The organism is Synechococcus sp. MU1625, assembly GCF_020514205.1.
Classification (GTDB): Bacteria; Cyanobacteriota; Cyanobacteriia; order PCC-6307; family Cyanobiaceae; genus Parasynechococcus.
This window is the reverse complement of sequence record NZ_VTLA01000001.1, coordinates 141,510-167,125: the sequence shown is the minus strand read 5'-3', so window position 1 is coordinate 167,125 and position 25,616 is coordinate 141,510. Positions and strand designations below refer to the sequence as shown.

Genomic DNA, 25,616 nt, shown 5'->3' with positions numbered 1-25,616 from the left:
AAAGGGACGCCAATTTAACAGTTAGAAAGCAATCAAAACATCATGGAAATTGAATAAATGCGTCTTTTTTGTACCAAAAGAATCTTAGGTCACTTTGCAAGACTGCTAGCGATCCCGAGTGCCGCTCTCGACCCACTGGCGATCGCTCCCTCAATGAAGCCACGCCAGGCTTGGACATGGTCGCCAGAGGCAAACACAAGATTGCCCTCCTGCTGCGGCAGGGCATTGGCAAACCTTGCGATCGTGCCGGGCCGATACGTGCACCAGGATCCCTGGGACAAAGCATCGTCCCCCCAGTCGTGGCCAAAGGTCGACAGCAGCTTCACGCCTGGAAGGAATTCTTCGAGAACAACTTGCCATTCATCAACGGACTTATCCAAAGCACCGGGTTCGAGGCTGAATCCAGCCAGAACGGAGTGTTGTTCGCCGCGCTTGTAGGTGAAGCTGCCAATTAGGGGAGAATCTGTTGAACGCGACAGGGTCATCACCGCACCGGGATCGCCCTCCACCTCAAAAAACACCTTGTAGCCACCACCAACATGCTTGAGGGTTGAGGCCTCCTGCTTCGCAGCAGACAACGGTGGTTCGAAGCTGACGCTGTTGAGCAGATTCAACGGCACGGTGACCACCGCACGCTTGGCATTGACAACGTCACCGTCGGTTGTTGTCACCACAACGCCAGCCTCCGATTGCTGAACTGAAGCAACAGACGTGTTCAGCTCCACATCGAACCCACCATCCTCAGTGATGGCATCAACCAATTCCCCCGTTCCATTGGTGAACTTGTAGCGGGCTGCGGTGTCGTTAAACAACTCATAGTTCCAACCCGTCAGCGACCAACAGCGCATCATCTCCACATAGGAGGCGTTCTCGGGTTGGTTCATCGAAAGGATCTCGAGGAATCCACCGATCGCTGTGCGTTGCAGGGGGGTGAGCTCCAAGGCGGCAAAGCGATCAGCAACGCTTTGTGAATCGTGGACACAGATGGCATCCCAACAGTGATCTTGGTCGTAGGGCCGTTCCCAAACCTGCTTGGCCTCCGCAAAGAACAGCTCGAAGCCCTGAAGAAATTCAGCGAGCTGATCTTCCTGCAGGTCATGCACCTGCCCATTCACTTTGATTACCACACGATCGGCGACACAGCCAGGGGTTTCCTGCACCTCCAAGCCATAGCGCTCCTTTTCTGCCCAAACAAAGGGTTGGGTCCAGTGAATCCAGGTTCCGCCCAGTTCGACATGGAACCCATTCACCTCCTTGTGCCAAGTACGACCACCAAGGCGATCACGGGCCTCGAGCAGCAACACATTGAAGCCGCGATGTTTGAGATCACGAGCCGCCGTAATCCCGGCGAAACCACCGCCGATCACAACGACATCAACTGAGCGAGGCATCAACAGAGAGGCAACGGAGAACAGGACAACAAACAAGACTCATCGGTGGATGCAACACCCACCGATGAGTTCCAAGGGAATCGATCAGAGCTGTTCGATCGCGCCGAGTTTCCAGCTGCGGTCAAACCATTCCTGACCCGGGCCGTAAAGACGGAAGATGCCGAACCAACCCTTGCCGGGAACCGTCTTCACCCAGTTGGCTTCTTGCCCTGCAGGGGCTTCAGGGCCGAAGTAGAGATCAATGCTTCCGTCAGCATTTTTCGCCATCTCGGGATTGCGCTTGTTGTTTTTGCTGGGGTAAGGCATCTCCTTGCTCTGCAACATCGAGCGGGTTTGCGGGTCGTAGACCACAAACGACCAAAAGCGCTGAGCCGGGGGATTGGCAGGGATATTGACTTTGTAGGTTTTGGAGCCATCCAAATAGGCACCGCTGCTGTCCCGAGAGCTGAAGGTGTACTGAGAACCCACGCCTGGAAGTTCCAGCACCATCGCCGGTGTGTTCACCGTGGCGAGGTAGAAGAACAGGGTGCGACCGTCCATGTCACGCCCACCATTGCCGCCATCGACGAGATATTCATGGTTGCCTCCAGGGAATCCGGTTTGCCAATAGCCAGCCTTACCGGGGTAGATGTAGGCCTTGGGGTCTTGCGGGGCAAACAGAATCGAACGAGCCGTGGCATTACCAATGGCAACCGCATCGGTCAGCAGGGCTTTTTGTTCACTCGATGGATTGAATGGCTTGCCTTTTTGAATCCCGATCGCCGATGCCATGCCCAAAAGCTCAGGCGAGAACATCTCGGAGGGCTCGCGCTGGATCACCTCGTCCAGTTCCTCGTAGAACTTGAAGTCATTGGCATGGATGGTGTTCACATCTGACCCGGTGAGGTTGGTGAACGTGTTTGCGGGAGGGTTGTTCCTTTGAGCAAAGGGATACACCTTGAGGCCATTCTTGAACGCAGCCTTCGCCGTATCAGGCTTGCCTTTGTCATCAAGAAAACCTCGAAGGATCAGCCAGTTGATCTTGCTTGGCGTTTTGGCAACGAAGTAGCCATTGGTATTGGCGGGTGCTTGATGACCAGGGCCAAGAATCAGATATTTACCGCCTTTGCCTTTGTCTGGGCCAGGGCCGCCCATGTCGATCACAAAGCGGAAGAAGGCGTCATTGACCGTGCCGGGACCCGTGCCCGGTGGAACTTCGACCACCACTGGGCCATTACTGAGGTCTAAAAATGCGGAGGCATACACCGTATCGGTGTTGCCGGTGAGCCAGAGGGATGTGGAGCTCATCAGCTCCTCAAACAAACCAATGTCACGATTCGGCTTCAATCCATAACCATCGCGATGCCCGACGTAGAGCATCTCCAGAGATGCAGCCGGCATGAAATTCAGGAAGGTCTGAACGCCGCGCCCGAGATCCACCTGACGACGGGCGGCCTTTTTGGTGGCATCGTCCGGGAAGCCATCGAAGTAGCGAAAGGTGCCGATGCGGGTACGAACAATATCTGGCGTTAAGACATCTTCAGGAATCGGAGTGTTGTAATTCTTGGGAGTGACATCCTTCGCTTGAACCGAAAGTGCAGAGCTTCCGATCAAAAGAGTGGAAGCCAAGAGAGCTGAAACAGAATTGAGGCCTTTCATGACAAATCAATGAATAAAGATGGGGAGACTTGAATCGTTCGTTCAATCGAGTACTTCGATATTGTTCAGCTTCCAGGTTTGATCAAACCAGGGTTGCAACGGGCCATAGAGCCGGAAGGCCGTAAACCACCCTTTTCCAGGTACGGTTTCAATCCAATTGGTTTCCTTACCCACAGGTGCTTTGGGTCCGAAATACAAATCCACCGAACCATCAGCATTGGCGACCATATCTTTGTTGCGCTTGTTGTTCTTAGCGGGGAAGGGCTGACTGGTTTGCAGCTGAGATCGCGTCTGGGAGTCATACACAACGATGGACCAGAAATCCTTGGCAGGTGGATTCTTGTCAATGGTTAATTTGTATGATTTCCCACCATCAAGAACAGCACCATTTTCATCCGTACCAGCAATGGCATATTGAGAGCCAACGCCAACCATTTCCAGCACCATGGCCGGAGTGTTGACGGTGTAAGCCCAGAAGAAATTGTTGCGGGCATCAAGATTTCGGCCTCCCCGGCCACCATCTTTGAGCCACTCGTAACTTCCCCCTGCGAAAGCTGTGAACCACTGGGGATTGCCCTCATAGGTATATGCATCTGCAGCACGAGGAGTCACCATGTCGGAGCGCACATAGGCCACACCCACCTGGACGGCTTCCTCCATCAAGGCTCGATCCGCTGCTGAAGGATTGAAGGGCTTTCCTTTTTCCATCCCGATACCAGCAGCCAAACCCCGAATTTCCGGATCGAGGAAATCGATGGGCTCACGCTGAATCACCCGGTTGAGTTCGTTGAAGAATTCAAAGTTGTTGGCATGAACCGTATTGAATACCTTGTCGCCGCCTTGGACGAAGGTCATCTTGGGCGGGTTGTCTTTTTGCGACAGCGGATACATCCGCAGACCATTCTCGTAGTTCGCAACTGCCTGATCAGGTTTACCCTCATCATCCAGGAAGGCCCTCAAAATCAACCAGTTGGAATACGTGGGTGAACGGAAAACAAAGTAGCCATCAGTGTTTGAAGGCTCTTTATCGTCAGGCCCCAGAATCAAATATTTTCCCCCCTTGCCTTTGTCCGGACCAGGGCCACCGGTATCGGCCACGAAGCGGAAGTAAGCATCATTGATCGTGCCAGGCCCCAGACCAGCTGGCACCTCAATCACCAAAGGGCCTGTCTGTTGAAGGTTGAAAAAAGCCGAGCCATAAACAGTATCTGTGTTACCGGTTAAAAACAAGGGATTGGAATTCAACGGTGACATCAAATTCACCTTGGTGTGATCATCCACACCGATTTGTTCATGGCCATGGCGCAACATTTCAATGCTTGCCGCAGGCATCAACGTGAGGAATGTCTCGTAAGCCCGAATAAATTTGAGATTATCGAAACTCGCCTTTACCGTTTCCGGATCAGGCATGCCGTCGAAGAAGTTGAAGGTGCCTACCGACGTGCGCACCTTGTCTGGTGTGAGCAGCTCTGATGGGATCGGAGTGGTATATCCGGCTGGAATGGCATCAGCCCCTGCTTTCGCTCCGGTGGGCACACCGAACAAAACACCCGACAGAGCAAGGAAAGACAGACCCTTGGAGGCGCCCTTCATCCATGTTGCGCTCAGCATGCGATGCAATCGACTTCTTTTTCAAGCTAGGCAGAGAAAGAAGCTCGGTCAGCGGTCGATGGTCCGAAAAAACCTTGATTGAACAGCAAAATGAGAAGAGGCCTGCATGGGCCTGAAGACCCCCGCAAACCTAGTCAAGTCAACAAAAGCCTTCAAAACATCAGCAATGATTAAACGCGCCGATTCATTTGAACTCCAGCTCAGGCCGGATCCATGAACCATCGAAATAGGCGGGCTTCGGGTTGTAGATCCGCAAGGTGGCGTTCCACCCCGGGTAGATCTCCAGATGGTTGTCTTGGTTGCTGTCTCCACCCAAGTTGATCACCACATCACCAGCCGCGTTGGGCTTGGCAAAGGCACTGTTGAGGTTGAAGGAGCTGCCACTGGGAAAGCCATCCTTGTCGTACACCGTCAACGACCAAAAGGCATTGACCCCGTTGGGAACATCTTTAAGCGTCAGCGTTTGAGGCTCAGATGACGATGGCGTGTAGAAGAGATAAACAGCGCCTTCCTTGGGTAATCCGCCGATCCCCACAGCCACACCCATGTTGTTCTGATCAGGAGTGACCTCCCCCTTACGGCCGAACAGGTCTTCCGACTTCACACCTTTCTCATTCCGCTCTTCGTTGTAAGCGGCACGGAGAGCCATCATCTGCTCAAGATCCCATTGATTGGGTTGGATATAGTCGCCTGTTTCAGCCTGAGATACTGACAACTTGGCCTGCAGAGCCTGGGCTTGGGCCACATCCTCAGGATCCTGAATGTTCACACCGGTGCGGAATGCCACCAAGGCATAGCGGGTCCCCACCTCTTTTTCCGTAAGGGTGTAGTCACCAGGATCTTTTTCCACATACACATACCCTTGACCATTCACAACCATGGCGCTCTGGTAGCGGCCATTTGTTTGTGGAAGCGTAAACGTCGCCGGAGTGATCAGATCGAGAATCAACCAGGAATACAAAGTGTCGAAGTTAATGCGGATCACCGTGCGATCCTTGGGATCCGCAGCCTTCTGGAGATTCAAAATCGTTCCCAAACCTCCGGTGCAGGTAGCGGCTGCAACATCGGCGATGTACTTCGCAAACACCGTCTGCGTTTCGGCTTCGGCATAGTTGGCCTTGGTAACGGGCACCACCTCATTGCTTGCTAAGACCACGGCGGGCTGTGGGCAAGTGGATTCTGCCAAGGCTGAACCTGGTGCTGAAGCGAGGCCAGCAACGGAAACCAGAAGACTGGCAAAGATGGACGAGGTGGTCTTTACTGTGGAGGAAAGCAAAACAGAGAACACTATTTAGGTATCAATAATTAGATACAGGAGAAGAGGCTCGTAACTTCACGGTCTCTTCTCCTGCTCAGAGTCACTTCTTAGCAGTAGGAATAAGGAACTGAACCTGGGTGCGGATCGTCCAATCCCCCATCAGCTCTTCCCCACCAATTTCAGGCTTAATGGCGTTGTAGTAAGCATGCAACGACACATTGATAGGTTGCTTACCAAGTGTGAATACTCGTCCAACACCAGCACCGACAGGGACCGTCCATCCGTTGTCCTCATTCTCCCAATCCGCCGTGATGATGGGTGAAACCGATAGATACCAACCCTCGGGAAGATTGTAGTTAATGAAAGGTTGGATCAACATTTTGTTCACATCTTTGCGGTCATCATCTCCCGCGAAAGACCACATATTGTTCACCAAGCCACCGACAACCCAAGGCCCTTTGGTGTAAACACCAACGAGCGCAGGGCCGGCAGTCCACTTGCCGGTGCTCAGCGGGATCTTGTTGGAAGGAAAACTGAGGGTGGGACCGAAACCAAAGGTGAAATCCCCCTCCAGGGTTGGCACAAAAAAACCGGTGGGATTGACATCACCAACACCAAAAGTGTATTTCTCCCTCCAACCATCAAAGTAAGGTTCACCTGCTGGGGTGATATCGAACTTTGGTTTGGCGAATGGGGCGTTAATGAACGGAACAATGGTGCGCGTCACCAGCGTCCAGTCGTCACTCAACTTGAACGGAAAAACAGGTTGAACGTTGACCACATTCATGACCCTGTCATGCTTGGCATCGGGGTCCACTGAATTCGGTGCCCACTGGGTCCCAGGTGTGGCATTCCACTGGAAGGGAATGCTGATCATGCTGGCGATGGGATTTTGTGCCGCTTTGGCCAGAGCTGCTTGATCCGGGCCAGCGGCTTCTGCCGCAACAACACCAGGGGCTTTGTCTTCCGAGGCAATCTGCTGAGCCTGAGCGATTTCGTCTGGCTCCGTCTCTGTCAGAGGGCTGTAATCAAAACGGGATTGAGCCTCGACCTCGCTGATCTCTTGCGCAGTTGAACAAGTTCCAGCAAGAGCGGAAACCGCAATCGTGCTGAGCAGAAATCGACGAAGCATGAAGGCTCCTAAAACTGTCCAATTCTGACGAGCCAAACAGCAGAGGCGGTACAAATCGGTCGGTTATCGCGAGACTCAACAAGAGAACCGCCGGATCTTTTTAGTGAGGCAGCGGCTTGCCGTCATTGACGATCAGTCCGACGGGACTGGCATAAGCCCATCCGTACGTGATCTGTATCGAAACGCTGCGCAAATTTCTTTTTCTCCCTAGACCAAAATAAACGTATTGACGTCCATGAAAGCCTTCAAAACGCTTGGGCAGGTCCTCGCCCTGAGTGCACTGACTCTCGGGACAGCAACAGGATCTGTCGAAGCCCGAGGGCATTCAACCTTGAACGGGCAGATCTCCTTGAAGGGTCAGCCGGTGAGCGGCTCATCCATCACCCTCTGGCAAACCCAAGCAGGGCAATTCCCCAAACAACTGAGCACCCATCGCTCGAACAAAAGCGGTGCGTTCCGATTCAAGGTTCAAGCAACGCAAGGGGTCGTCCACTACCTCGTGGCCCAGGGTGGCGACATCGGAGGATCCAGCGCCGACCAACTCACCATGCTCACGGTGCTCGGCGGAGATGAACATCAGCAGGTGGCCATCAACGAGCTCACCACGGTTGGTTCGGTTTGGCCCAATGCTCAGCTGCTTGAAGGCACAGCTTTGGAAGGGAGCCAAAGCGCCCTAGCGATCGGATCGAGCCAAGTGGAAAACCTGGTGAACCAGAGCACAGGACGCTTTGGAGCAACGTTGCTGAAGAGCACCAACCTGCTGAATTCCGAGACTGCGGCTCGAATGAATGTGCTCTCAGATCTGATTGCTTTGTGCGGGCAACCGACGCAATCTCAAGCATGCGATCAGCTGCTAGCACTGACGAGTTCAGAGAACACACTCTCGGCAATGACGTCCATTGCCCGTCAACCCTGGAAGAACGCCGGCGCGCTCTATCAGCTGTTCCAAAGCGCATACCCGATCAACAAAGCGACACAGCTGCGCACAACTGCAACCGCTCCCTATTTGCTGTTTCAACCCAAAAGCTTTTCCCTCTCCCTGGTTTTTAACGGTGGCGGTGCTTTAGGGCTCGGGAAGTTGATGTTTGACGGCAAGGGAAGCATGTGGAGTGGAACCAACTGGATGCCGGGATCTCAATCCGGCGTGGTGAACAACATCGGCGGAGGTGTGACCCACTTCGGCCCAGGTGGCACACCCCTCTCACCAGCAATTAACGGTTACAACGGCCAAGGCATCAACGGTGTGGGCTGGGGGACCGGCGTCTCAGAAAAATATGCCTGGGTTGGTGCATTCAACAACATGGTTGGGGTGTTCGACCTCAAAGACGGCAAAGCCCTCGGGCCAGCCAACATTGATGGGGAAGTGGGTCAGCTTCAGGGCGTCGCCACAGCCGCCAACGGAGATGTATGGATTGCCGACAACACCGCAAACCACATGATTCATTTCCCAGGTGGCGATTACACCCAGGGAGAACGAATCACAATCAATGGGCTCCAAGCACCCTTTGGTGTTGCCGTTGACGCGCAGAACAGAGTGTGGGTGAGCAGCAGTTACAACAACAAACTCACCGTGTTCCCAGGGGACGCTCCTGATCAGGCCAAAACGATCGAAGTGAACCTTGGGGCACGTGGTGTTGCCGTTGACTCAACAGGGCACGTGTGGATTGCCCAGCAATCTAATTCTCCTCAAGGAGCACTACCTCCAGGCGCGAAAATGCCTCCCAACATCCCCGCCAATGCACCACAACCCAAGACCATCATGGAGGAGTTTGAGGCCGGTGCTGAATACCTTTTAACCAACCCCAACATCACGCAAACTGGCATAGTTGGGTTGATTTCACCCGACATGAAAATTCTCAAGCAGGACATCGCTAAAGGCACCGCTTATATCCCATGGGGTGTGACAATCGACGGCAATGACAATGTCTGGGTTGGCAATTTATATGGTCAAAGCTTGACTCACATCTGCGGCGTCAATCCCGCCAAATGCCCCGCAGGAAAAACCACTGGGGATGTGATTCACAACTACCAAAGCGGCGTTATTCAAATGACCACCGATGTGATCGTTGATGACGCTGGAAATCTCTGGAGCGCCAACAACTGGTTCGACGGTGAAGTCGTGATCAACCCCACCTACAGGGGCCGCACCTCCACATTTGGAGGGGGCCAGGGATTCGTTGTGACCTATGGCGTTGCCGGACCGGTTCAAAACCCCCTGATGGGTCCTGTGCGCAAGCCACGCTGATGGCTTCGTCTCTATCAATCGCCTGATTCTTCCGTTCCAAAACCCGATGCGTCTCAACCGCCTGCTTGGCCTCGCCACTGCCTGTTTGCTCGCTCCGCTTGCACTGCCGTCTACCGCAGAGGAAGCCGCAGACAAGGACAACGACACCCGCGTATATGTGGAGGCCTACGGGTTCTTCCCCCTGGAAACCCACTCCAAAACCACACTGGACAACAACAGCACCAAAGAAACGCTGGATCTCAGCGATGTGCTGGACATGCTCACCGGTGTGTTCAGCGGCAAGGTGGCTGTTGAGAAAGGTCGCTTTGGCCTGCAAGCGGGGCTGGACCATCTCAGCTTCAGCACATCCGAGACGGTCTCGTCCTGGAACAGCTCGAACCCCATTCAGAATGAACGCCACCCGCTCCTGCCGGAGCGGAGGGTCAACTCCAAGGGAACGATTAAGTCGGTCACCAACACCGAGCAAACCATTTTTGATCTAGCCCTGCGCTACCGCGCTGGTGAGATTCAAAAGCCAAAGATGACGCCAGGTTCGGTCAGCTTCATTGGCTTCACAGGGATGCGATTGATCGACGCCTCATTGGACATGGACGTGTCGTTCAAAGACGACGTCACCGTCGAAGGAATCCTTCCCTCAAGGCAGCTTCAACGCGACATTGCCGATGCAGCCAGTGAGACGTGGCACAACACCTGGGTGCAGCCCCTCGTTGGCATGAACACCACCCTTGCTCTGGGCGAAGACTGGCAAGCCTTCCTGGCCATGGATGCCGGTGGTTTTGGGCTCAACGGAAAACAGGATCTGTCAGGAACCATCGAGGCGGGTGTGGCCTACGCCCTGGGCAATTCCGCCCAGATTTCCCTGGCCTATCGCTACTTCGGGATCGACTACGCAGCCCACAACGGACGCGACGCCTACTCCTCCACACAAAACGGGGTTTCAATGGGATTCCGCTGGTTGTTTGACTGAGCTTTTATTCAGAGAGACCTGAATGTTTATCCACTCACGGGGCTTAACGGGCTTTTTGGTTTGATGTGGCCAACCCAGCGGATGACCAAAAGAACCAGGGTGAACACAAGAAAAGGTGCATAAAAATCAGCTGGCCCTTTCTTCACATGGCTCACATACGTGAGGGCGAATTCTGCCCAAATCCAATAGGAGCCAATCACGTGCAATCGCTTCCAGTGCTTCATACCCATCCATCGCTGGGCCGCATTCGTCGACGTCAGGGCCATCAAGGCAATCAACAGATATGCCACACCCCCAACCAGCCACTTCCCCGCGGGCTGCTCACTCAAGAATGGATCCGGAAAATCCAGAGACATCGCAAGGATCAAGGCCAGATGAATCCCGTGGGACGACGCGAAACTCAACCCGATCCAGCGCCTGTTTTGAAGCATCCACTGACTCAGGGATGACGGCCAGAGGCGTTGCACACTCGAAGCCACAAAGGCCATCGAAAAGAGAACCAGGGAGCTACGTCCCGTTGCATCGATGCCTGCCGCGACTGACGTTGACGACCAACCAGAGACGCCGAAATGCAGCGCCAGACCCGCCACAATCGCGAGCGTTGCGAAGGCGGTCAGTCGCCAGCCAAGACGTGCCATCGACTCTCCCCTAAATCTCTTTTTTAAACACGCTGTTCAGGGTTGCCAACGGCAAGTCGAAGACGCCACCGAGGAGAGCAGGGTGCGGAGAGACGCTTGGCTCTGTTCAAGCTTCAAAGTCAGCGCCTCTGAAAAACAGTATTTGCCCCTCAGAACTGCTCCAGGAAACGAAGATCGCTGGTGTAAAGCCGGCGGATGTCATCGATGCCGTGACGCACCATGCAGAACCGCTCCACACCCAAGCCCGCCGCGAAACCGCTGTAGCGCTCAGGGTCCAGCCCAAGGCCCTCCAGCACAGCGGGATCGACCATGCCGCATCCCATCACCTCCAGCCAGCGGCCGCGCCACTGCACATCCACCTCAGCTGATGGCTCAGTGAAGGGGAAGTAGCTGGCCCGGAAGCGCACCGGCAGGTCGCCGAAGAAGGCCTTGAGAAAGGCCATAACGGTGCCGCGCAGATGACTGAAATCCAGGCCTTCATCGATCGCCAGCACCTCCACCTGATGGAACACCGGCGAGTGGGTGGCATCGACGGCGTCCCTGCGATACACGCGCCCGGGAGCCACGATGCGCACCGGCGGCGGATTCTGTTCGAGATGGCGGATCTGCACCGGTGAGGTGTGGGTCCGCATCAGCAAGTCAGCCCCGAGATAAAAGGTGTCCTGCATGTCCCGGGCTGGATGATCCTCGGGGATGTTCAACGCGGTGAAGTTGTAGTGGTCCTGCTCCACCTCAGGCCCCTCAGCCACGCTGTAGCCGAGGCCCAGGAACAGATCGACGATCTCTTCTGTGGTGGTGATTAGGGGATGGCGATGCCCCATCGGCACCCCTGAAGCCGGAGCGGTGACATCCAGACTTTCCTTGGCAATCCGCTCCGCCATGGCCACCTGCTTCACGGCTTCAAGCCGCTCGCCCAACAGTGTCTGCACCTGCGTTTTCAGCACATTGGCGCGCTGACCCACCAGGGGGCGCTCCTGACCCGGCAACTTGCCCATGGCACCCAGCACACCGGAAATGCGACCTTTCTTGCCCAGCAGCCCGACCCGCAGCTGCTCAAGCGCAGCGGCATCGGCCGCCTCGGCGATCTCGGCCGCAGCCTGCTGCTCGAGGGCATCGAGTTGATCGGTGAGCTGCTGCAGGGTGACCGGTGCGCTCACAGGGACGTGTCTGACAGCTGCCGACTGTAAGCAGCCAAGCCGCTTAGGTTCACCGCAGTGCAAATACCGCCATGGCCCCGCTGCGGATCCTGATCAGCAACGACGATGGGGTCTTCGCCGACGGCATCCGAACCCTGGCCGCTACTGCGGCAGCCCGTGGCCATCAGGTGACGGTGGTCTGCCCGGATCAGGAACGGTCCGCCACCGGCCATGGCCTCACCCTGCAGACGCCCATCCGTGCCGAGCGAGCCGACGAACTGTTTGCTCCAGGAGTCACCGCCTGGGCCTGTAGCGGCACCCCTGCCGACTGCATGAAGCTTGCTCTGTTCGAATTGGTGAAGGAGAAGCCGGACCTGGTGCTCTCCGGCATCAATCACGGCCCCAACCTTGGAACAGACGTGTTCTGTTCCGGCACCGTTGCAGCAGCCATGGAGGGCACCCTGGAAGGCATTCGTTCGCTTGCGGTCAGCAGCGCCTGCTTCCAATGGCGTCAATTCCAAGCCGCCGCCGACCTGGCCATGGAAGTGAGTGAACAGGCCATCGAAGACCAGTGGCCCGAAAACCTTCTGCTCAACCTCAACATCCCCCCCTGCTCCAGGGAGGAGATGAATGCACTGCGCTGGACCCGTCTCTCAATCCGGCGTTACGACGAGCAATTCAGCCGCCGGGAAGACCCCCGTGGTCGCGCCTACTACTGGCTGGCCGGGGAAGCGGTGCAGGATTTGGAATCGGCCGGTGAAGGCCCCCGGGATTGGCCCAGCGATGTGGCCCAGATCCATACCAATTCCCCTTCCCTCACGCCGATCCAACCCGACCTGTTCTGGCGGGGGCCACTCAACGGCCTCCCAAATCTCAAGCTCAACGATCAGCTGGTGCGCTAGATCGACTTTCCAACAGTTGCTGACAGGGAGTCAGAAACTGTTTAGCGCCTGGAGGACAACAGAAAACGTCCCAAAGAATCAAGCCAGACAGACGATTACAACCAACAGCGTTCTGCACAAAGGGCAGAGGCTCAATGCACTGGGACAGACTTGACTGAGCCGACAAGCCGCAGTGCGTACACAACTCAAAGGCCTTTCAGAAGGAATTCAGCCAGATGTTTTGGCAAGGTTTCTGGCTTGGCATGGGTACAAGCCGCTTGATTGGCTTGCACCCAGGATTGGCTGAAAAGGTCAGGTCAAAGACCAAGGAACATTGCAGGGATTCGGTCGAGTGCGTGAATGCCAAGCATTTGTGACACTACATTCACGAGCATTCCAGCGAGGTGAGCACCACCCACGAGAGCCAAACCACGCCACAGCTTTTCATAATTTGCGGGTGGCTTGCCTCCCAGCCATGCAGCAGACATTTGTACATATTCTGGCGCCGGCGGCACATGAATAGCAATGGATACTCCGCCAGCAAGATTGCTACGGAGAACGCTATCGCTCCCTTTCGATCGATCACTGCTTGCAAAACCTTGCTCAAGAGCCGCAATTCGAACAAAGTTTTGCATCGACATTCCACTTGCAGAAGTGAACGATCGAACATAAGGAATCGTATTATCCCCAAAGACTTCTGCATACTCCGCAGAATCAATAATTGAGTCAATCAGTCCATCGAACCCGTGCTCAGATTGGATCGCAGCTGAACTAATAATTTCTTGCTGATTAAGAGGGGGTCGACCAAGCAAATGCTTGAAATTCAACTCAATCCCTCTGTAGGCAGAAACTTCAAAGAAATAACGGGATTTATACAACTCACTCTTGGCGAGACGACGAACAAATTCACGAGCACAAAGACGTCCGTCGGCGAATTCTGCTTCTAGAGAATCACAGCGCTCATAGGCCATGACATGTGCATTACCCAGAACCTGCCGGTATGCGGCATCAATACACTCGCGCAGAGCCTCTCTATCTGAGGGGGAAAAACGATCAAACGTCACCCGATGCGGACACTCAGCATGGTCCCTTGGACCTACACCAATACGCATCTGTGCACACGATTGCCTCAGATATTCGGCATTCGTCAGAGCGGCTGGACTCATCCCTCTGCGGGCCTGAGACGACGCAAAACCAACGTCCATTGACTTGGACTCAGCGCCGAACCTGTACTTGGGTGAGAGGGAAGCGTTCATTTAAAGCAGAATTACTGAAAGCCTTTGCCAAGCAATTGCGAGCACGAAAGACCGTTGACGGCGCAACTCCAACGGGAGCGCATTGAGAACTTAGTTGTGAAACACCAATTTCCTCTGAACGCGAAAAAAAATTAAATTAAAGAATCATTAGTTATCTTTAGTTTCCTAAAGCCTTGCAGCATCACTGAGAAGCGACTGCTTTGAAGATCCAAACAGTCCTGGACGCAAGCCAATTCAGCCTTCAACAGTTCAGCGAGATTTGCGCATCCAGACGTCAAGCGAAGAGCTTTGGTTTGCAATCAAACCCAATCATCGAGGCTCGACCTGATGCCTCTCTCCCCAGATCAGAACCACGAAAAAGCCTTAAGGCATTCATTCACTGATGGAGAGGCAACCGGAGCCAAAGAGATCCATTCATTGCGTGCGATAAACCCGTTGCAGCAGCCACAGGGAGAACAACACACCGATCAGATGGGCGAACAGCACCTGGGTGTTGCTGAGCACGGACAGCATTTCCAATGACGTAATCGCCAGGTTGTCGGCCATGCCGCGGCCGCCGATGGCAATACCGGGGGTCTGCATCGAAGCCTGCACGAACAGACTGCCGGCGAGGGCCTGATAGCCAATCGTGGCGAAGGTGAGGCCCAGCAGATCCGCCAGCAGCCCCCGCTTGATCAGCCGTGCCACCTCCCCCCGACTGGGTCGGGCAGCACTGTCGATGGCCCGACCGGCACGAACGATCAGCCAGCCCTGCCAGAGGCTGAACAGCAGCACGAGGAAGGCCAGGGAGGTGAGCGACAGGCCAGGCCCTAGGCCGACAGCACGTTCGGAATTGCGGGCCAGGCTGCCGCCAATGTTGTTGAACAGGAGAACACCCACCACAACGATGCCGAGAACCACCTGAATCCAGAAACGGATCCATCCCATCCGACGCACGCCGAAGGACAACTTCTGGAAATCGAGGCGATCGGCCATGCCCTGGTGCTCGGTCGTTCAAACTTGCCACCAAAGCGCACCTTCTGCACCTCCTTGATTCCGCTCTGCTCTCCAGAGGAGGCCCGTCGGCCAACAGCCCTCGCTCTGGGGAGTTTTGATGGCCTCCACGCAGGCCATCGTCGTGTGATCGATGAGGCCATCCAGGGCATCCCAGAGGAGGCCGTTCCCTCGGTGGTGAGCTTCTGGCCCCATCCCCGTGAGGTGCTGTTCGGCGAAGCACGCCTGAGGCTGGATCTGCCAAGCGAAAAACTCGCCCTGCTTGAACCCCTTGGCATCCAGCAGCTCGTGCTGGTGCCCTTCACCCGGGAGCTCGCTCAGCTGAGTGCGGAAGAGTTCGTCAAAACCGTTCTATTGAGCACCCTTCAGGCCAAGCGCATTGCGGTGGGCACCAACTTCCGCTTCGGCCATCAGCGGCGGGGCGACGCCGAGATGCTGGAACGGCTCGCCGCTCGCGGAGGCGTTGAGGTGAAGGTCGTGCCCATCGTTGAAGACCGTGAGGGCCGGATGAGCAGCAGCAGAATCCGCGCGGCCCTCGAGCAGGGAGATCTAGAGGCAGCCAAAGGATTGCTTGGCAGGGCCTACCGCTTTCAGGGCCGGGTGGTGCGGGGCCGAGGCCTGGGGCGAGAACTGGGCTGGCCCACCGCCAATCTCCAGGTGGATGGCCGCAAAGCACTTCCAGGGCTCGGTGTCTACGCCGCCTGGGCCCAACTGGATGGGGCAGGCGATCGCCTGCCAGCCGTGATGAACCTCGGCCCCCAACCCACGATCGATCCCACATCTCCCTCTGCCGTGGAAGTGCACCTGCTGGATCAGAGCCTGGAGCTGGAGGGGCGGCACCTGGGCGTCGAGCCGGTGCAGCGCCTACGCGGCCAGACCAAATTCAGTGGTCTCGAGGAGCTCAGCAGCCAGATCGGCCGCGACGCAGCCCAAGCCCGCAAGATCCTTCAGACAGGCTCTCAGGCCACGGTCGGATAGGCATTCACCAGGCCCCAGACGATGAACACGCCGATGCCACCTAGAAGAACGATTCCCCAGACCAGAACGTGCATGGTGCTTTCAGAACCACCGTTCTCCATGACCGACGCAGAAACCGTTGCCCACAGGGTGCCATGAATCCGACCCCTAGCGAGACATCCCTGGATACACGGGTGGCACGCCTGATCGATGCCAACCTCGACCGTGCCCGGGAAGGCCTGAGGGTTGTCGAAGACTGGTGCCGCTTCGGCCTAGAGCAGCAGAACTTGGTGGTGCGCCTCAAGGACTGGCGACAACGGCTGGGACGGCTCCATCACGACAGCTACAAGCAAGCCCGCTCCACCAGCACCGACACCGGCGCTGGACTGGAGCATCCAGCTCAACTGGATCGCCACAGCCCCGATCACGTGGTGGCGGCCAACTGCGCCCGGGTGCAGGAAGCGCTGAGGGTGCTGGAGGAGTACGGACGCAACATCGACCCTGCCCTGGCCGCTGAAGCCGCTGCAATTCGCTATGGCCTTTACGACCTGGAGGTGGTCTGCCTCAACGCCACCCTGGGGGCCAGGCGACGCACCAAGCTTCAGGACTGTCGCCTCTGCCTGATCACAACCCCCTGCGTTGACCTGAGCGATCGGGTGGAGGCCGCCCTGCAGAACGGGGTGAGCATGGTGCAGTACCGCTGCAAAGCAGGGAACGATCGCGAACGCCTGCAAGAGGCCCAGCAGCTCCGGCAGCTCTGCAACCGATTCGGGGCGCTGCTGATCATCAACGACCGTGTTGACCTAGCCCTCGCGGTCGATGCAGATGGGGTGCACCTGGGCCAGGAGGACATGCCCAGCGAGGTGGCACGCGCTCTGCTGGGGTCCGCGCGTCTGCTGGGCCGCAGCACCCACAGCATCGATCAGGTTCATCAAGCTCAGCAGGAGCCGATCGATTACCTCGGCTTCGGCCCCATCCACTCCACGGCCGTCAAACCCGAGCGATCCCCTGTTGGCCTGGAGTCGGTGCGTGATGCCATGGCGACCAGCCAACGCCCCGTCTTCGCCATTGGTGGGATCACCCGTAGCAACCTCCCGGCTTTGATTGCGGCTGGTGGCCAGCGCGTGGCGGTGATCGGCGCAATCATGCATGCAGATGACACCGGGCAGGCCTGTCGGCAACTGCTCCAGCACCTGGACCACGCCACGTTCTGAACCATGCCTCTCACCCTGATGGTCAACGGTGAAACCCGCGAACTGGATCCAGCGCCGGAACCCGCCAGCCTGGCTGCCGTTGTTGCCCAGCTGGCCAACAACCCCCAGTTGGTGGTCGCCGAGCACAACGGGGTCATCGCCCCCCGCAGCCGTTGGGACAGCATCCTGGTGAAGGATGACGACACCCTTGAGATCGTCACCATCGTGGGTGGTGGTTCCTAGAGTCGCCGGATTGATGCTGTGGGCGCTGCTGTGGCCACCCCCCGACTGTTGACACGACCCCGACGACTGCTCGCATCACTGCTGCTGCCTGTTGTGCTTGCGGGGCTCTGTCTGTTCCAGGCACAACCAGCGGATGCTGCCCGCGGTGGACGCATGGGAGGGGGTAGTTTCCGAGCTCCCTCGATGCCCCGATCCAGCGGCGGTAGCTACGGCGGTGGATACCGCGGAGGTGGTTACCGCGGCGGGGGGATGGGCTTCCCCTTCATCATTCCGATCTTTGGATTCGGTGGAGGTGGTCTGTTCGGGCTGCTGATCCTGATGGCCATCGCGGGTGTGCTGGTGAACGCCGTCCGGGGCGGCGGCGGTGCTCCCGCCATCGGTGGTGCGGCAGCAGCTCCAGCCATGCCACGCAACGTGAACATGATTCAGGTGCAAGTGGGGCTGCTGGCCAGTGCCAAATCCCTTCAGGACGATCTGCGCTCTTTGGCTGCCTCCTCCGACACCAGCAGTTCAGCCGGCCTCCAAAGGCTGCTTCAGGAAACAACCCTGGCCCTGCTACGCCAACCGGACCTCTGGGTCTACGCCAATGCAGAGAGTGGAAGTGTTCCGTTCAGCTCCGCTGAATCGACCTTCAATCGCCTCTCCATGAACGAGCGCAGCAAACTGGACGCTGAGCTCACCAGCAATGTCGGTGGTCAGCGGATGAGCGACACCAGCAGCAGCGCTGGCGAGGCAGATGCCACCAACGAATTCATCGTCGTGACGCTTCTCGTCGCGTCAACGGCAACGGCCAAGCTCGGTGGAGCTGACACCGGGGAAGATCTGCGCCAGACCCTGCGCATCCTCGGTTCCACCGCCTCCACTGAACTCATGGCCCTCGAAGTGATCTGGCAACCGGAGGGCCGCGGTGATGTGCTCAGCGCCAACGACCTCGTCACCGCCTACCCCAACCTGCAGCACCTCTGAAGAACTAAAGATTTTCTTCGCCGATTTTCTGGGTTTCTGGGTATTCCTTCTCAGGAATCAGTCTTAATTTACTGATAACCAAATTTGGACTTCCGGCGTTGGCCCCCGACCCCCGCTCCATGGAATGGCAACAAGATGGCGAGCTGGCTCGGGCTGATCTGGATGCTCTTGTAAATGCACTGCTGCGCGTGGAGTGCGACCGCAACTCTGCCGAGCTCCAGCGACTGGGCCAGATTGATCCACCTGCTGCTGCTGCTGCCGCCTAAATAATCAGCCCAATTCTGCGGGCTCGACTCCTTTGAGGATCCGCAATGCAGCCATCGCGGCACCGTAGCCATTGTCGATATTCACCACCGTCAACCCGGGGGCACAGCTGGCGAGCATCCCTTCCAAAGCGGTCCTCCCCCCTGAGCTAATCCCATAACCAACAGAGACCGGGACGCCAATCACCGGCTGGGAGACAAGACCGGCTAGTACCGTCGGGAGAGCACCCTCCATTCCCGCGCAGGCGATCAGGATCCGAGCCGTTGCCAAACGGGGAAGTTGATCGAGAAGGCGATGCAATCCGGCAACGCCAACATCCATCACAGGGTCAACGCCAATGCCATGGCAACGCAGGGCAAGAGCGGCTTCAGCCACCACAGTGCGATCACTGCTGCCTCCACTCAGCACCACCACCTCAGCAGGAGGCGGTGGTACAGGAGGCAGAGAGCCCAAGGTCAGGCAGCGGGCATCAGGGTGCAGCTCAACCTCCGGCAACATCTCGAACACCCGTGCCGCCTTCTTGGCATCCACCCGGGTCACGAGCCCCAACTCTCCTGCTGTGGCAAAGGTCTCGAGGATGGCGATGATCTGATCGGCCGTTTTGTGTTCCCCCCAGATGGCCTCAACCATGCCCAACCGCTGGCGGCGCCGCAGATCAAGACGAGCATCAGGGATGTTCACTGCGGCAACAGTTCTCCCTCAAACACAAGGGGAAAGGGGTTGCCCTGGTTCTGTCCCGTGTGCTCACAGGCCAGCATCTCGAAGCGCGCCTGAACCCTCTCCACCTCCGCAGGAGGAATGGATTTCCAAGCCTCACGACTGCTCCAACGAATCAGCAGCGTCCCCTCCTCAGTTACCGGATCCCAGAAGAGATCACGACCCAAAAATCCAGGCTGGTGCTTCAGCCAAGGCTCCCAGCTGCCGCGTTCCGCAACCATCCAATCCTCTCGACTCTCCTGGGGCACCTTCAGCCGCAGGTGCTCAATCACGGCCACCTTGTCACCAACTTGAAGGTCGGCCCATGCCTGATCCCGTGCCTCCGAAATCCCTCCCAACAACAGAACCAATGCCAAACAAGGTCCGATGACCCTAAGCAAAACAAGCCTGAGTCGATGCACGATTCAGCTCCTCTGCAGAAGTGCCACAGCCTGGCAACTGATGCCCTCTTCCCGTCCCTCTGGACCCAAGCCTTCGTTCGTGGTGGCCTTCACACCTACAGCGTCAGCGGCAATTCCGATGGTTGATGCCATCGCGCTGCTCATCGCCGCGATATGCGGTTTGAGCTTCGGGCGCTCAGCAATCACAACTGCATCGATATTCACCACCGACCAGCCACGCTCTTTGACCAGCTTCACCACTTGATCCAGCAGCTTCAAGCTGTCGGCTCCTTTCCATTGGGGATCAGTCGGTGGGAAGTACTTGCCGATATCGCCAAGGGCTAGGGCCCCGAGCAACGCATCCATCACGGCATGCACCAGCACATCGGCATCACTGTGACCATCAAGACCAAGACCGTCGGGATGCTCCAGGCTCACGCCCCCGAGGATGAGGGCCCGTCCGGGCACCAGCCGATGGATGTCGTATCCGTTGCCGATGCGCAGCTCCATGCCGGGGTCTATGGGGTCGAAAGGGACATCCATTGTTGCGGCCTGCCAGCGGGCGAACAGGTCGGGCCGCCGTTCGCGGGTCCGCTGCTCCCGCTGATCCTGACGCCATCGGGCGATAGCACCGTGATCACCACTGCGCAGCACGTCGGGAACCGTCATGCCGCGAAAGTCAGCGGGGCGGGTGTAATGCGGGTGTTCGAGGAGGAGTGCACTGTGGCTTTCCTCCACAAGCGAATCAGCCGTCCCCACCGTGCCGGGAAGTAGGCGAACAACACCGTTGATCACCGTCATCGCCGGCAGCTCACCGCCGGTGAGGACGAAGTCCCCCATCGACACCTCCTCATCCGCCAAGCCGCGAATCCGCTCGTCGAACCCCTCGTAGTGACCGCAGAGGAAGACCAGTTGATCGTGGTCGGTGGACCAGCGTTGCAAATCCTGCTGCTGCAGGGGACGCCCCTGTGGTGACATCAACAGCACCCGGCTGCGGGAGCTACGGGGGATCGCCTCCATCGCAGCAAACACCGGTTCCGGCTTGAGCACCATGCCGGCACCGCCGCCATAGGGCTCGTCATCCACCTTGCGATGGCGATCCGTGGAGAAGTCCCGGGGATTGTGCAGGTGCAACTCGGCAATTCCTGCCTTGAAGGCACGCCCGATCACCCCCAGCTCCAGCAGAGGGGCAAACGCCTGCGGCGCCAGACTCACCACATCAAGGCGATAGGGCGCCATGCCGCCTCAGGCCGCGGGTTTGGACACCCTTCGGATGTCCGTGCAGAAACTGCCCTGAACCGGTGTTCCTTGCGCGTCAACAGCTGTGGTGCTGCGCAGGCGCAGATTGACCCGCGTGAACCAGATCCTCTCCTGAACACACACCCCATCGGCCCGGCTGAGGTTCAACTCCATGCTGCCGTCGGGCCAGAACCTCCAGCTACCAGGGGCATCACCATCCAGGATCAGCTGTCCATCAGCGGCAAAGGTGAGGGTGCTGCAGGTGCCTCCAGGGGCCTGAACCTGCAGTTGACCGAGAGCCCCCTGCTCTGCCACGCAGCGGACAGTGAGTTCACCCCGCTCGCTGCTATGCCAGTCGTCATCACCTCCAGCAGCCAGCTCAAAGCAGCTGCGAAGGCTCATCCACTCACCGTCGCAGAGATTCAGAAAGGAGGCAGGGTCTTCCGGGGGAAAGGCTTGTTCGCTCATCAGACCATCTTCTCAGCCGGGTCACCAGCTGATGGGGAGAAAGGGATAAGGGCGGTTCCAGCCATAAAGCGCAAGCCGCTGCTGTCCCTGGGCGGCGGCACCACGACGGTGAAAGCCGAAGACATCCGCCAGCACCAGGGTGTTCGCTGGGCAGGTCAAGGCAACGGGCTTGGGCAGCCCCAGCTCTGCCAGGGATTCTTCACGAATGCGGAACGAACCAGAGACATCCGGCTGCCGCCGTTGTTCAGCTGCAGCGGTGGCCGTGGCCTGTTCCCAACGCAGGCGAGGCGCATCGAGGCGATGGCTACCCGGCACGTATTCGAAGGGTCCGTCCTGGCGTTGCACCGGCCGCAGAAAAAACCAGAACTTGAGAGCACGAAAGAACGTGTCGCGATGCAAATCCTTCTGCAAATCGTGCGTCCGGGTCTCCTCGCCATGCACCGTCAGGTAGATGTCGAGCTTGCGCGGATTCATTGGCAGCCCAATGATCTGACGCGATCCCTCATGGAGCCGCTGATCGTGGGAGAAGGCAGCGGCCCGAGGCATCTGCTCGGGATCGATGTGGAGAAAACGGTTGAGGGTTCCACCATCGAAACGGTCAAAACCTCCAGGAAAGGGTTGTTTCGGGCGAAAGCCAGGCCGGGTGTTGTCTGGTGCTGGATGGGAGCGTGACGCGCAACTGACCACAGCCTCCACCTCGTCACGCAAGGCATCAAACTCGTGTTGCGGCAGAAAGTTCTCCAGCACCACAAAGCCATCCCGCTCCAGGCTGGCCAGTTGAACTGGTCGAAGCAGACGTCTCCAGAGGCAAAGCGTCTCCGCCAGCTGCACACGGTGTCGATGCAGCTGGCCGCATCTGTTCAGGCCAGGGTGACCGACCCAGGGATCCCGAAAGCTCTTGGTGCGCGTCAGCAGCGAAAGCATGAGCGGGACATTACGTGCTCATGCCCCATCGGAAGGGACTCACACACATACGTGTAGCAGGCGTTCAGTGGTCTCCTGTGTACCCAAGTTCAGCCAAACGGGCAGGTTTGCTTCGCCAATCCGGCACCACCTTGACGAACAGCTCCAGATACACCGGGCCATCGATGAGCACCTGCATCTGCAGACGCGCCCCCTGGCCGATCGTTTTAAGCATCGCCCCGCCTTTGCCGATCAGGATTCCCTTCTGACTCTTGCGTTCCACCAGAACCGTGGCCAGTACTGCGGTCCGCCCCGTTCCTTTGCCCTTGGCCGGCATCTCCTCAATTCGATCAATCGTGACGGCGACGCTGTGGGGCACCTCTTCTCGCGTATGGAGAAGCACCTGCTCGCGAATGAGTTCCCCCAGCAGCACCCGCTCCGGTTGATCGCAAACCATCTCAGGCGGATAGAGCTGTGGCCCCAAGGGCAACTGAGCTGCCATCGCTGCTGTGAGCTCGGCGCAACCGTCTCCTGACAGGGCGCTGCAGCGATGCACCGGCCAGTTGGTCTCCTGCAAAAGGGCGTTGTAAGCCTCCTCCGCCTCGGACTGATGCCCCTCCGCCACCTTGTCCCACTTGTTGAGGGCCACCAACACCGGCAAGGACTGCTGCTGCAGCAGATTCACGATGAAGGCATCACCCCGCCCCGGGCGCTCACACCCCTCCAGAAGCAACACCACCAGGTCCACCTCACCGATGGCACTACGAGCACTCTTCACCAGTCGTTCCCCAAGCAGATGGTGGGGTTTATGGATGCCAGGGGTGTCCACCAGCACCATCTGAGCCATCTCAGTGGTGAGGATCGCCCTCAGGCGGTTTCGCGTGGTCTGAGCCACAGGGGAGGTGATTGCCACTTTTTCCCCCACCAGCTGATTCAACAGGGTGGATTTGCCCACATTCGGGCGGCCAATCAGTGCGATGAAGCCAGAGCGGTAATCCTCTGGCAGCGGAGTTGGGTGCATGCCCCAAGTCTGCGCCGCCGTTGAATCGTTCAATAGCCTGAGGGGAGGATTTCGAGAGGGCCATGGCGGATCAGCAGCCCACCTTCCAGCAGGCGATGGAGATCACTGCCGCTTGGCTGCAGCAATGGGACAACGAGGAGATCAGTGATGAAGTGCTGGCCGACCGCATCGGTGAAATGGTGGCCAGTCGAGATGGCGCCCGGGGATTTTTTGTAGTGAGCCTTGCGGGCGACAGTGTGCTCATGGATCGGTTGCCCGACGCCGTTGTCGGGCAACTGCGCAGCGCTGGTGATGGAGTGGTTGATCTGAGCGTCCGCAATCTGGCCATGAGCACCGCCATGGCCGTTCAGCACCGACGATCGGGGGATGCAGCTCAGCAGGCCGGTTCGGAGCGGGTCACCAGCCGCTGCATCGAACTGCTCAGGCTGCTGGAGCCGGCAGACGTGAAAGAGCGCCTGGAGCAACTGCTGGCCGCAGCCCTCGACAACCGCGGCGAGGATGTCCCCTTCCTCAAGAAGTGGGGATATGACGCCGAGCAGAAGCAAGCCATCGGAGACAGCGTTTATGCCGTGGCAGAGGGCTGAGCGGAGAGCTCAGGCCATGTCCTCCAATTCCTTGCCACTGGTTTCCCGAACGAAGAACAGCACCAGAAAAAAGGAGATTGCAGCAGCCGTGGCGTAAAGCCCATAGGCAAGGGCAGGCCCAGACGCCTCCAACAACGGCGGGAAGGTTCGGGCGATGAACCAGTTCGCGATCCAGTTGACCATCGCGCAGAGACCGAGCGCGACGGCACGAATGCGGTTGTTGAACATCTCGCCGAGCATCACCCACATCACCGGTCCCCAGGAGAAGCCGAAGGCGAAGACGAACAGGTTTGCGGCCAATAACGCCACACCAGCTGCCATGCCCGCAAGCGGAGGAGCGCCGTTCACCACCGCAGCCCCAGCAAAGACCCAGCTCATCGAGCCCAGGCTGAGGGCCATCACCACGGAACCGATCAGCAGCAGAGGTTTGCGGCCGATGCGATCAATGAACAGGATCGCCACGAAGGTGGTCACCACATTGGTGACCGACGTAATCACGGTGACAACCAGACTGTCGGTGGTGCTGAAGCCCACCGCCTGCCAGAGAACACTGGAGTAGTAAAAGATGACGTTGATGCCAACAAACTGCTGAAAGATCGCCAGCATCACGCCGGTCCAGACCACCGGTAACAGCAGATTCCTCGCGTCGAGCAGATCCGTCCAACGTCCGTGATCGGTGTTCTCCAAGCTGTGCTGGATTCTGGCGATCACCTGCTGAGCCGGCTCGTGCAACGTTCGTTCAATCACCAAGCGGGCCCGCTCAGGCAAGCCTTTCTGCACGAGGTAGCGCGGACTTTCCGGAATCCCCAGCACCAGCACCCCATAGAGCGTTGCGGGCAAAACCTCCGACAACAGCATCCAGCGCCATGCCGCCAAAGGACCAACGGCTGACACCGGATTGCGATCCGGCGTGAACAGCACGATCGCGTAGTCGAACAGCAGGGCCAGAAAAATTCCCACCACGATCGCCAGCTGCTGCAGTGATCCCAGACGGCCACGCTGCTCAGCAGGTGACACCTCGGCGATGTAAGCCGGTGCCAACACGCTGGCGAAACCGACCCCAAGGCCACCGATCACCCGCCAGACGATCAGACCGGTCAGAGTCTGCGCCAAGGCGGAGCCGATGGCACTGACCAGGAACAAAGCAGCGGCCACCACCATGCTGTGGCGGCGACCGATCCTGTCGGACAACCAGCCCGCGACCAAGGCACCGATGGCCGAACCGATCAATGCCGATGCCACCGCACGACCCAAGTCGCCCGACGACACCTGAAACACTTCGCCAATGGCACCAACAGCTCCATTGATCACCGCGGTGTCATAGCCGAACAGAAAACCGCCAAGGGCCGCCGAAATAGCGATCTGAAGGATGAAGCGCAAGCGCCGCCGTTGCCGCTTCAGCTCGGGAGCAGAGGCCGAAGGATCCAAAGTCAACCGCAGGGCTATCCCAAATGCAGCGACCTGATGACTTGCTGTCAGCTGCTCCGCAAGGAATCGAAACCGGATCGTCGGACACAAAAAAGCCCCGAACTGGC

The 25,616-nt window shown here is 57.9% G+C and carries 25 protein-coding genes; 9 read left to right on the top strand and 16 right to left on the bottom strand.

Annotated elements, in window-relative coordinates; translation table 11 throughout:
* Positions 1–89 precede the first annotated feature (89 nt).
* The 5 genes from FZX13_RS00965 to FZX13_RS00945 all read right to left on the bottom strand — a co-directional run bounded on the left by FZX13_RS00965 (position 90) and on the right by FZX13_RS00945 (position 7,030).
* The gene (locus tag FZX13_RS00965) at positions 90–1,391 is read right to left on the bottom strand and encodes an NAD(P)/FAD-dependent oxidoreductase (protein WP_226406473.1); all 1,302 of its coding nucleotides are present in this window, start codon (positions 1,389–1,391) and stop codon (positions 90–92) included.
* Between the two features lie 84 nt (positions 1,392–1,475).
* Entirely contained in the window at positions 1,476–3,029 is a 1,554-nt protein-coding gene (locus tag FZX13_RS00960; protein ID WP_226406471.1) for a DUF1254 domain-containing protein, read from the bottom strand.
* Positions 3,030–3,071: 42 nt separating this feature from the next.
* Complete coding sequence (locus FZX13_RS00955; protein WP_226406470.1) at positions 3,072–4,640, bottom strand: DUF1254 domain-containing protein; 1,569 nt, start codon at positions 4,638–4,640, stop codon at positions 3,072–3,074.
* A gap of 184 nt (positions 4,641–4,824) precedes the next feature.
* The gene (locus FZX13_RS00950; RefSeq protein ID WP_370630767.1) at positions 4,825–5,826 is read right to left on the bottom strand and encodes a DUF1254 domain-containing protein; all 1,002 of its coding nucleotides are present in this window, start codon (positions 5,824–5,826) and stop codon (positions 4,825–4,827) included.
* 172 nt (positions 5,827–5,998) lie between these two features.
* Positions 5,999–7,030: a neuromedin U gene (locus FZX13_RS00945; RefSeq protein ID WP_226406468.1), complete on the bottom strand. Its 1,032-nt coding sequence runs from the start codon at positions 7,028–7,030 to the stop codon at positions 5,999–6,001.
* A 331-nt stretch (positions 7,031–7,361) separates the two neighbouring features.
* Between FZX13_RS00945 and FZX13_RS00940 the strand changes: the two genes are divergently transcribed.
* Both FZX13_RS00940 and FZX13_RS00935 read left to right on the top strand, forming a co-directional pair.
* Complete coding sequence (locus FZX13_RS00940) at positions 7,362–9,275, top strand: hypothetical protein (protein ID WP_370630766.1); 1,914 nt, start codon at positions 7,362–7,364, stop codon at positions 9,273–9,275.
* 46 nt (positions 9,276–9,321) lie between these two features.
* Positions 9,322–10,242 carry a hypothetical protein gene (locus tag FZX13_RS00935; RefSeq protein WP_226406464.1) on the top strand — a complete coding sequence of 307 codons (921 nt, stop codon included), beginning with the start codon at positions 9,322–9,324 and terminating at the stop codon, positions 10,240–10,242.
* Positions 10,243–10,268: 26 nt separating this feature from the next.
* Here the strand turns inward: FZX13_RS00935 and FZX13_RS00930 are convergent, their stop codons facing one another.
* Both FZX13_RS00930 and pheS read right to left on the bottom strand, forming a co-directional pair.
* Entirely contained in the window at positions 10,269–10,880 is a 612-nt protein-coding gene (locus FZX13_RS00930) for a ferric reductase-like transmembrane domain-containing protein (protein WP_226406462.1), read from the bottom strand.
* Positions 10,881–11,029: 149 nt separating this feature from the next.
* Entirely contained in the window at positions 11,030–12,037 is a 1,008-nt protein-coding gene (gene pheS, locus FZX13_RS00925; protein ID WP_226406460.1) for a phenylalanine--tRNA ligase subunit alpha, read from the bottom strand.
* A gap of 71 nt (positions 12,038–12,108) precedes the next feature.
* Here pheS and surE point away from each other — a divergent pair, with 71 nt between their 5' ends.
* On the top strand, positions 12,109–12,918 hold the full coding sequence (gene surE / locus FZX13_RS00920) for a 5'/3'-nucleotidase SurE (RefSeq protein ID WP_226397833.1): 810 nt from the start codon (positions 12,109–12,111) through the stop codon (positions 12,916–12,918).
* Between the two features lie 296 nt (positions 12,919–13,214).
* Here surE and FZX13_RS00915 read toward each other — a convergent pair whose 3' ends face one another.
* Positions 13,215–13,961: a phycobilisome rod-core linker polypeptide gene (locus FZX13_RS00915; RefSeq protein ID WP_226406458.1), complete on the bottom strand. Its 747-nt coding sequence runs from the start codon at positions 13,959–13,961 to the stop codon at positions 13,215–13,217.
* Positions 13,962–14,567: 606 nt separating this feature from the next.
* Positions 14,568–15,128 (bottom strand): DUF3611 family protein, encoded by a 561-nt coding sequence (locus tag FZX13_RS00910; protein ID WP_115023707.1) that lies wholly within the window; start codon positions 15,126–15,128, stop codon positions 14,568–14,570.
* A 54-nt stretch (positions 15,129–15,182) separates the two neighbouring features.
* On the opposite strand from FZX13_RS00910, the gene FZX13_RS00905 reads away from it, so the two are divergent.
* The 5 genes from FZX13_RS00905 to FZX13_RS00885 all read left to right on the top strand — a co-directional run bounded on the left by FZX13_RS00905 (position 15,183) and on the right by FZX13_RS00885 (position 18,771).
* Positions 15,183–16,124 (top strand): bifunctional riboflavin kinase/FAD synthetase, encoded by a 942-nt coding sequence (locus FZX13_RS00905; protein ID WP_226408183.1) that lies wholly within the window; start codon positions 15,183–15,185, stop codon positions 16,122–16,124.
* Between the two features lie 134 nt (positions 16,125–16,258).
* Entirely contained in the window at positions 16,259–17,317 is a 1,059-nt protein-coding gene (locus tag FZX13_RS00900; protein WP_226406457.1) for a thiamine phosphate synthase, read from the top strand.
* 3 nt (positions 17,318–17,320) lie between these two features.
* Positions 17,321–17,539, top strand: a complete 219-nt coding sequence (gene thiS / locus FZX13_RS00895; RefSeq protein WP_186571736.1) for a sulfur carrier protein ThiS — start codon at positions 17,321–17,323, stop codon at positions 17,537–17,539.
* An 18-nt stretch (positions 17,540–17,557) separates the two neighbouring features.
* A complete protein-coding gene (locus tag FZX13_RS00890; RefSeq protein WP_226406456.1) occupies positions 17,558–18,505 on the top strand; it encodes a DUF1517 domain-containing protein in 948 nt (315 codons plus the stop codon).
* 98 nt (positions 18,506–18,603) lie between these two features.
* Positions 18,604–18,771, top strand: coding sequence for a hypothetical protein (locus FZX13_RS00885; RefSeq protein ID WP_226408344.1), 168 nt, complete (start codon positions 18,604–18,606; stop codon positions 18,769–18,771).
* A gap of 4 nt (positions 18,772–18,775) precedes the next feature.
* Here the strand turns inward: FZX13_RS00885 and larB are convergent, their stop codons facing one another.
* The 6 genes from larB to era all read right to left on the bottom strand — a co-directional run bounded on the left by larB (position 18,776) and on the right by era (position 23,497).
* Complete coding sequence (larB, locus tag FZX13_RS00880) at positions 18,776–19,450, bottom strand: nickel pincer cofactor biosynthesis protein LarB (RefSeq protein WP_226406455.1); 675 nt, start codon at positions 19,448–19,450, stop codon at positions 18,776–18,778.
* Positions 19,447–19,830, bottom strand: a complete 384-nt coding sequence (locus FZX13_RS00875) for a TIGR03792 family protein (protein WP_370630785.1) — start codon at positions 19,828–19,830, stop codon at positions 19,447–19,449. The genes larB and FZX13_RS00875 overlap by 4 nt, the downstream gene beginning before the upstream one ends.
* A gap of 60 nt (positions 19,831–19,890) precedes the next feature.
* The gene (gene trmD, locus FZX13_RS00870; RefSeq protein ID WP_226406453.1) at positions 19,891–21,105 is read right to left on the bottom strand and encodes a tRNA (guanosine(37)-N1)-methyltransferase TrmD; all 1,215 of its coding nucleotides are present in this window, start codon (positions 21,103–21,105) and stop codon (positions 19,891–19,893) included.
* Between the two features lie 6 nt (positions 21,106–21,111).
* Positions 21,112–21,573, bottom strand: a complete 462-nt coding sequence (locus tag FZX13_RS00865; RefSeq protein WP_226406452.1) for a phycobiliprotein lyase — start codon at positions 21,571–21,573, stop codon at positions 21,112–21,114.
* Positions 21,574–21,594: 21 nt separating this feature from the next.
* Entirely contained in the window at positions 21,595–22,497 is a 903-nt protein-coding gene (locus FZX13_RS00860) for a phytanoyl-CoA dioxygenase family protein (RefSeq protein WP_226406451.1), read from the bottom strand.
* Between the two features lie 64 nt (positions 22,498–22,561).
* Positions 22,562–23,497, bottom strand: a complete 936-nt coding sequence (gene era, locus FZX13_RS00855; protein WP_226406450.1) for a GTPase Era — start codon at positions 23,495–23,497, stop codon at positions 22,562–22,564.
* A gap of 62 nt (positions 23,498–23,559) precedes the next feature.
* Between era and FZX13_RS00850 the strand changes: the two genes are divergently transcribed.
* Positions 23,560–24,081 carry a hypothetical protein gene (locus FZX13_RS00850; RefSeq protein ID WP_115092885.1) on the top strand — a complete coding sequence of 174 codons (522 nt, stop codon included), beginning with the start codon at positions 23,560–23,562 and terminating at the stop codon, positions 24,079–24,081.
* A gap of 9 nt (positions 24,082–24,090) precedes the next feature.
* On the opposite strand, the gene FZX13_RS00845 is transcribed toward FZX13_RS00850, so the two are convergent.
* Complete coding sequence (locus FZX13_RS00845) at positions 24,091–25,509, bottom strand: sugar porter family MFS transporter (RefSeq protein WP_370630784.1); 1,419 nt, start codon at positions 25,507–25,509, stop codon at positions 24,091–24,093.
* Positions 25,510–25,616: the final 107 nt, after the last annotated feature.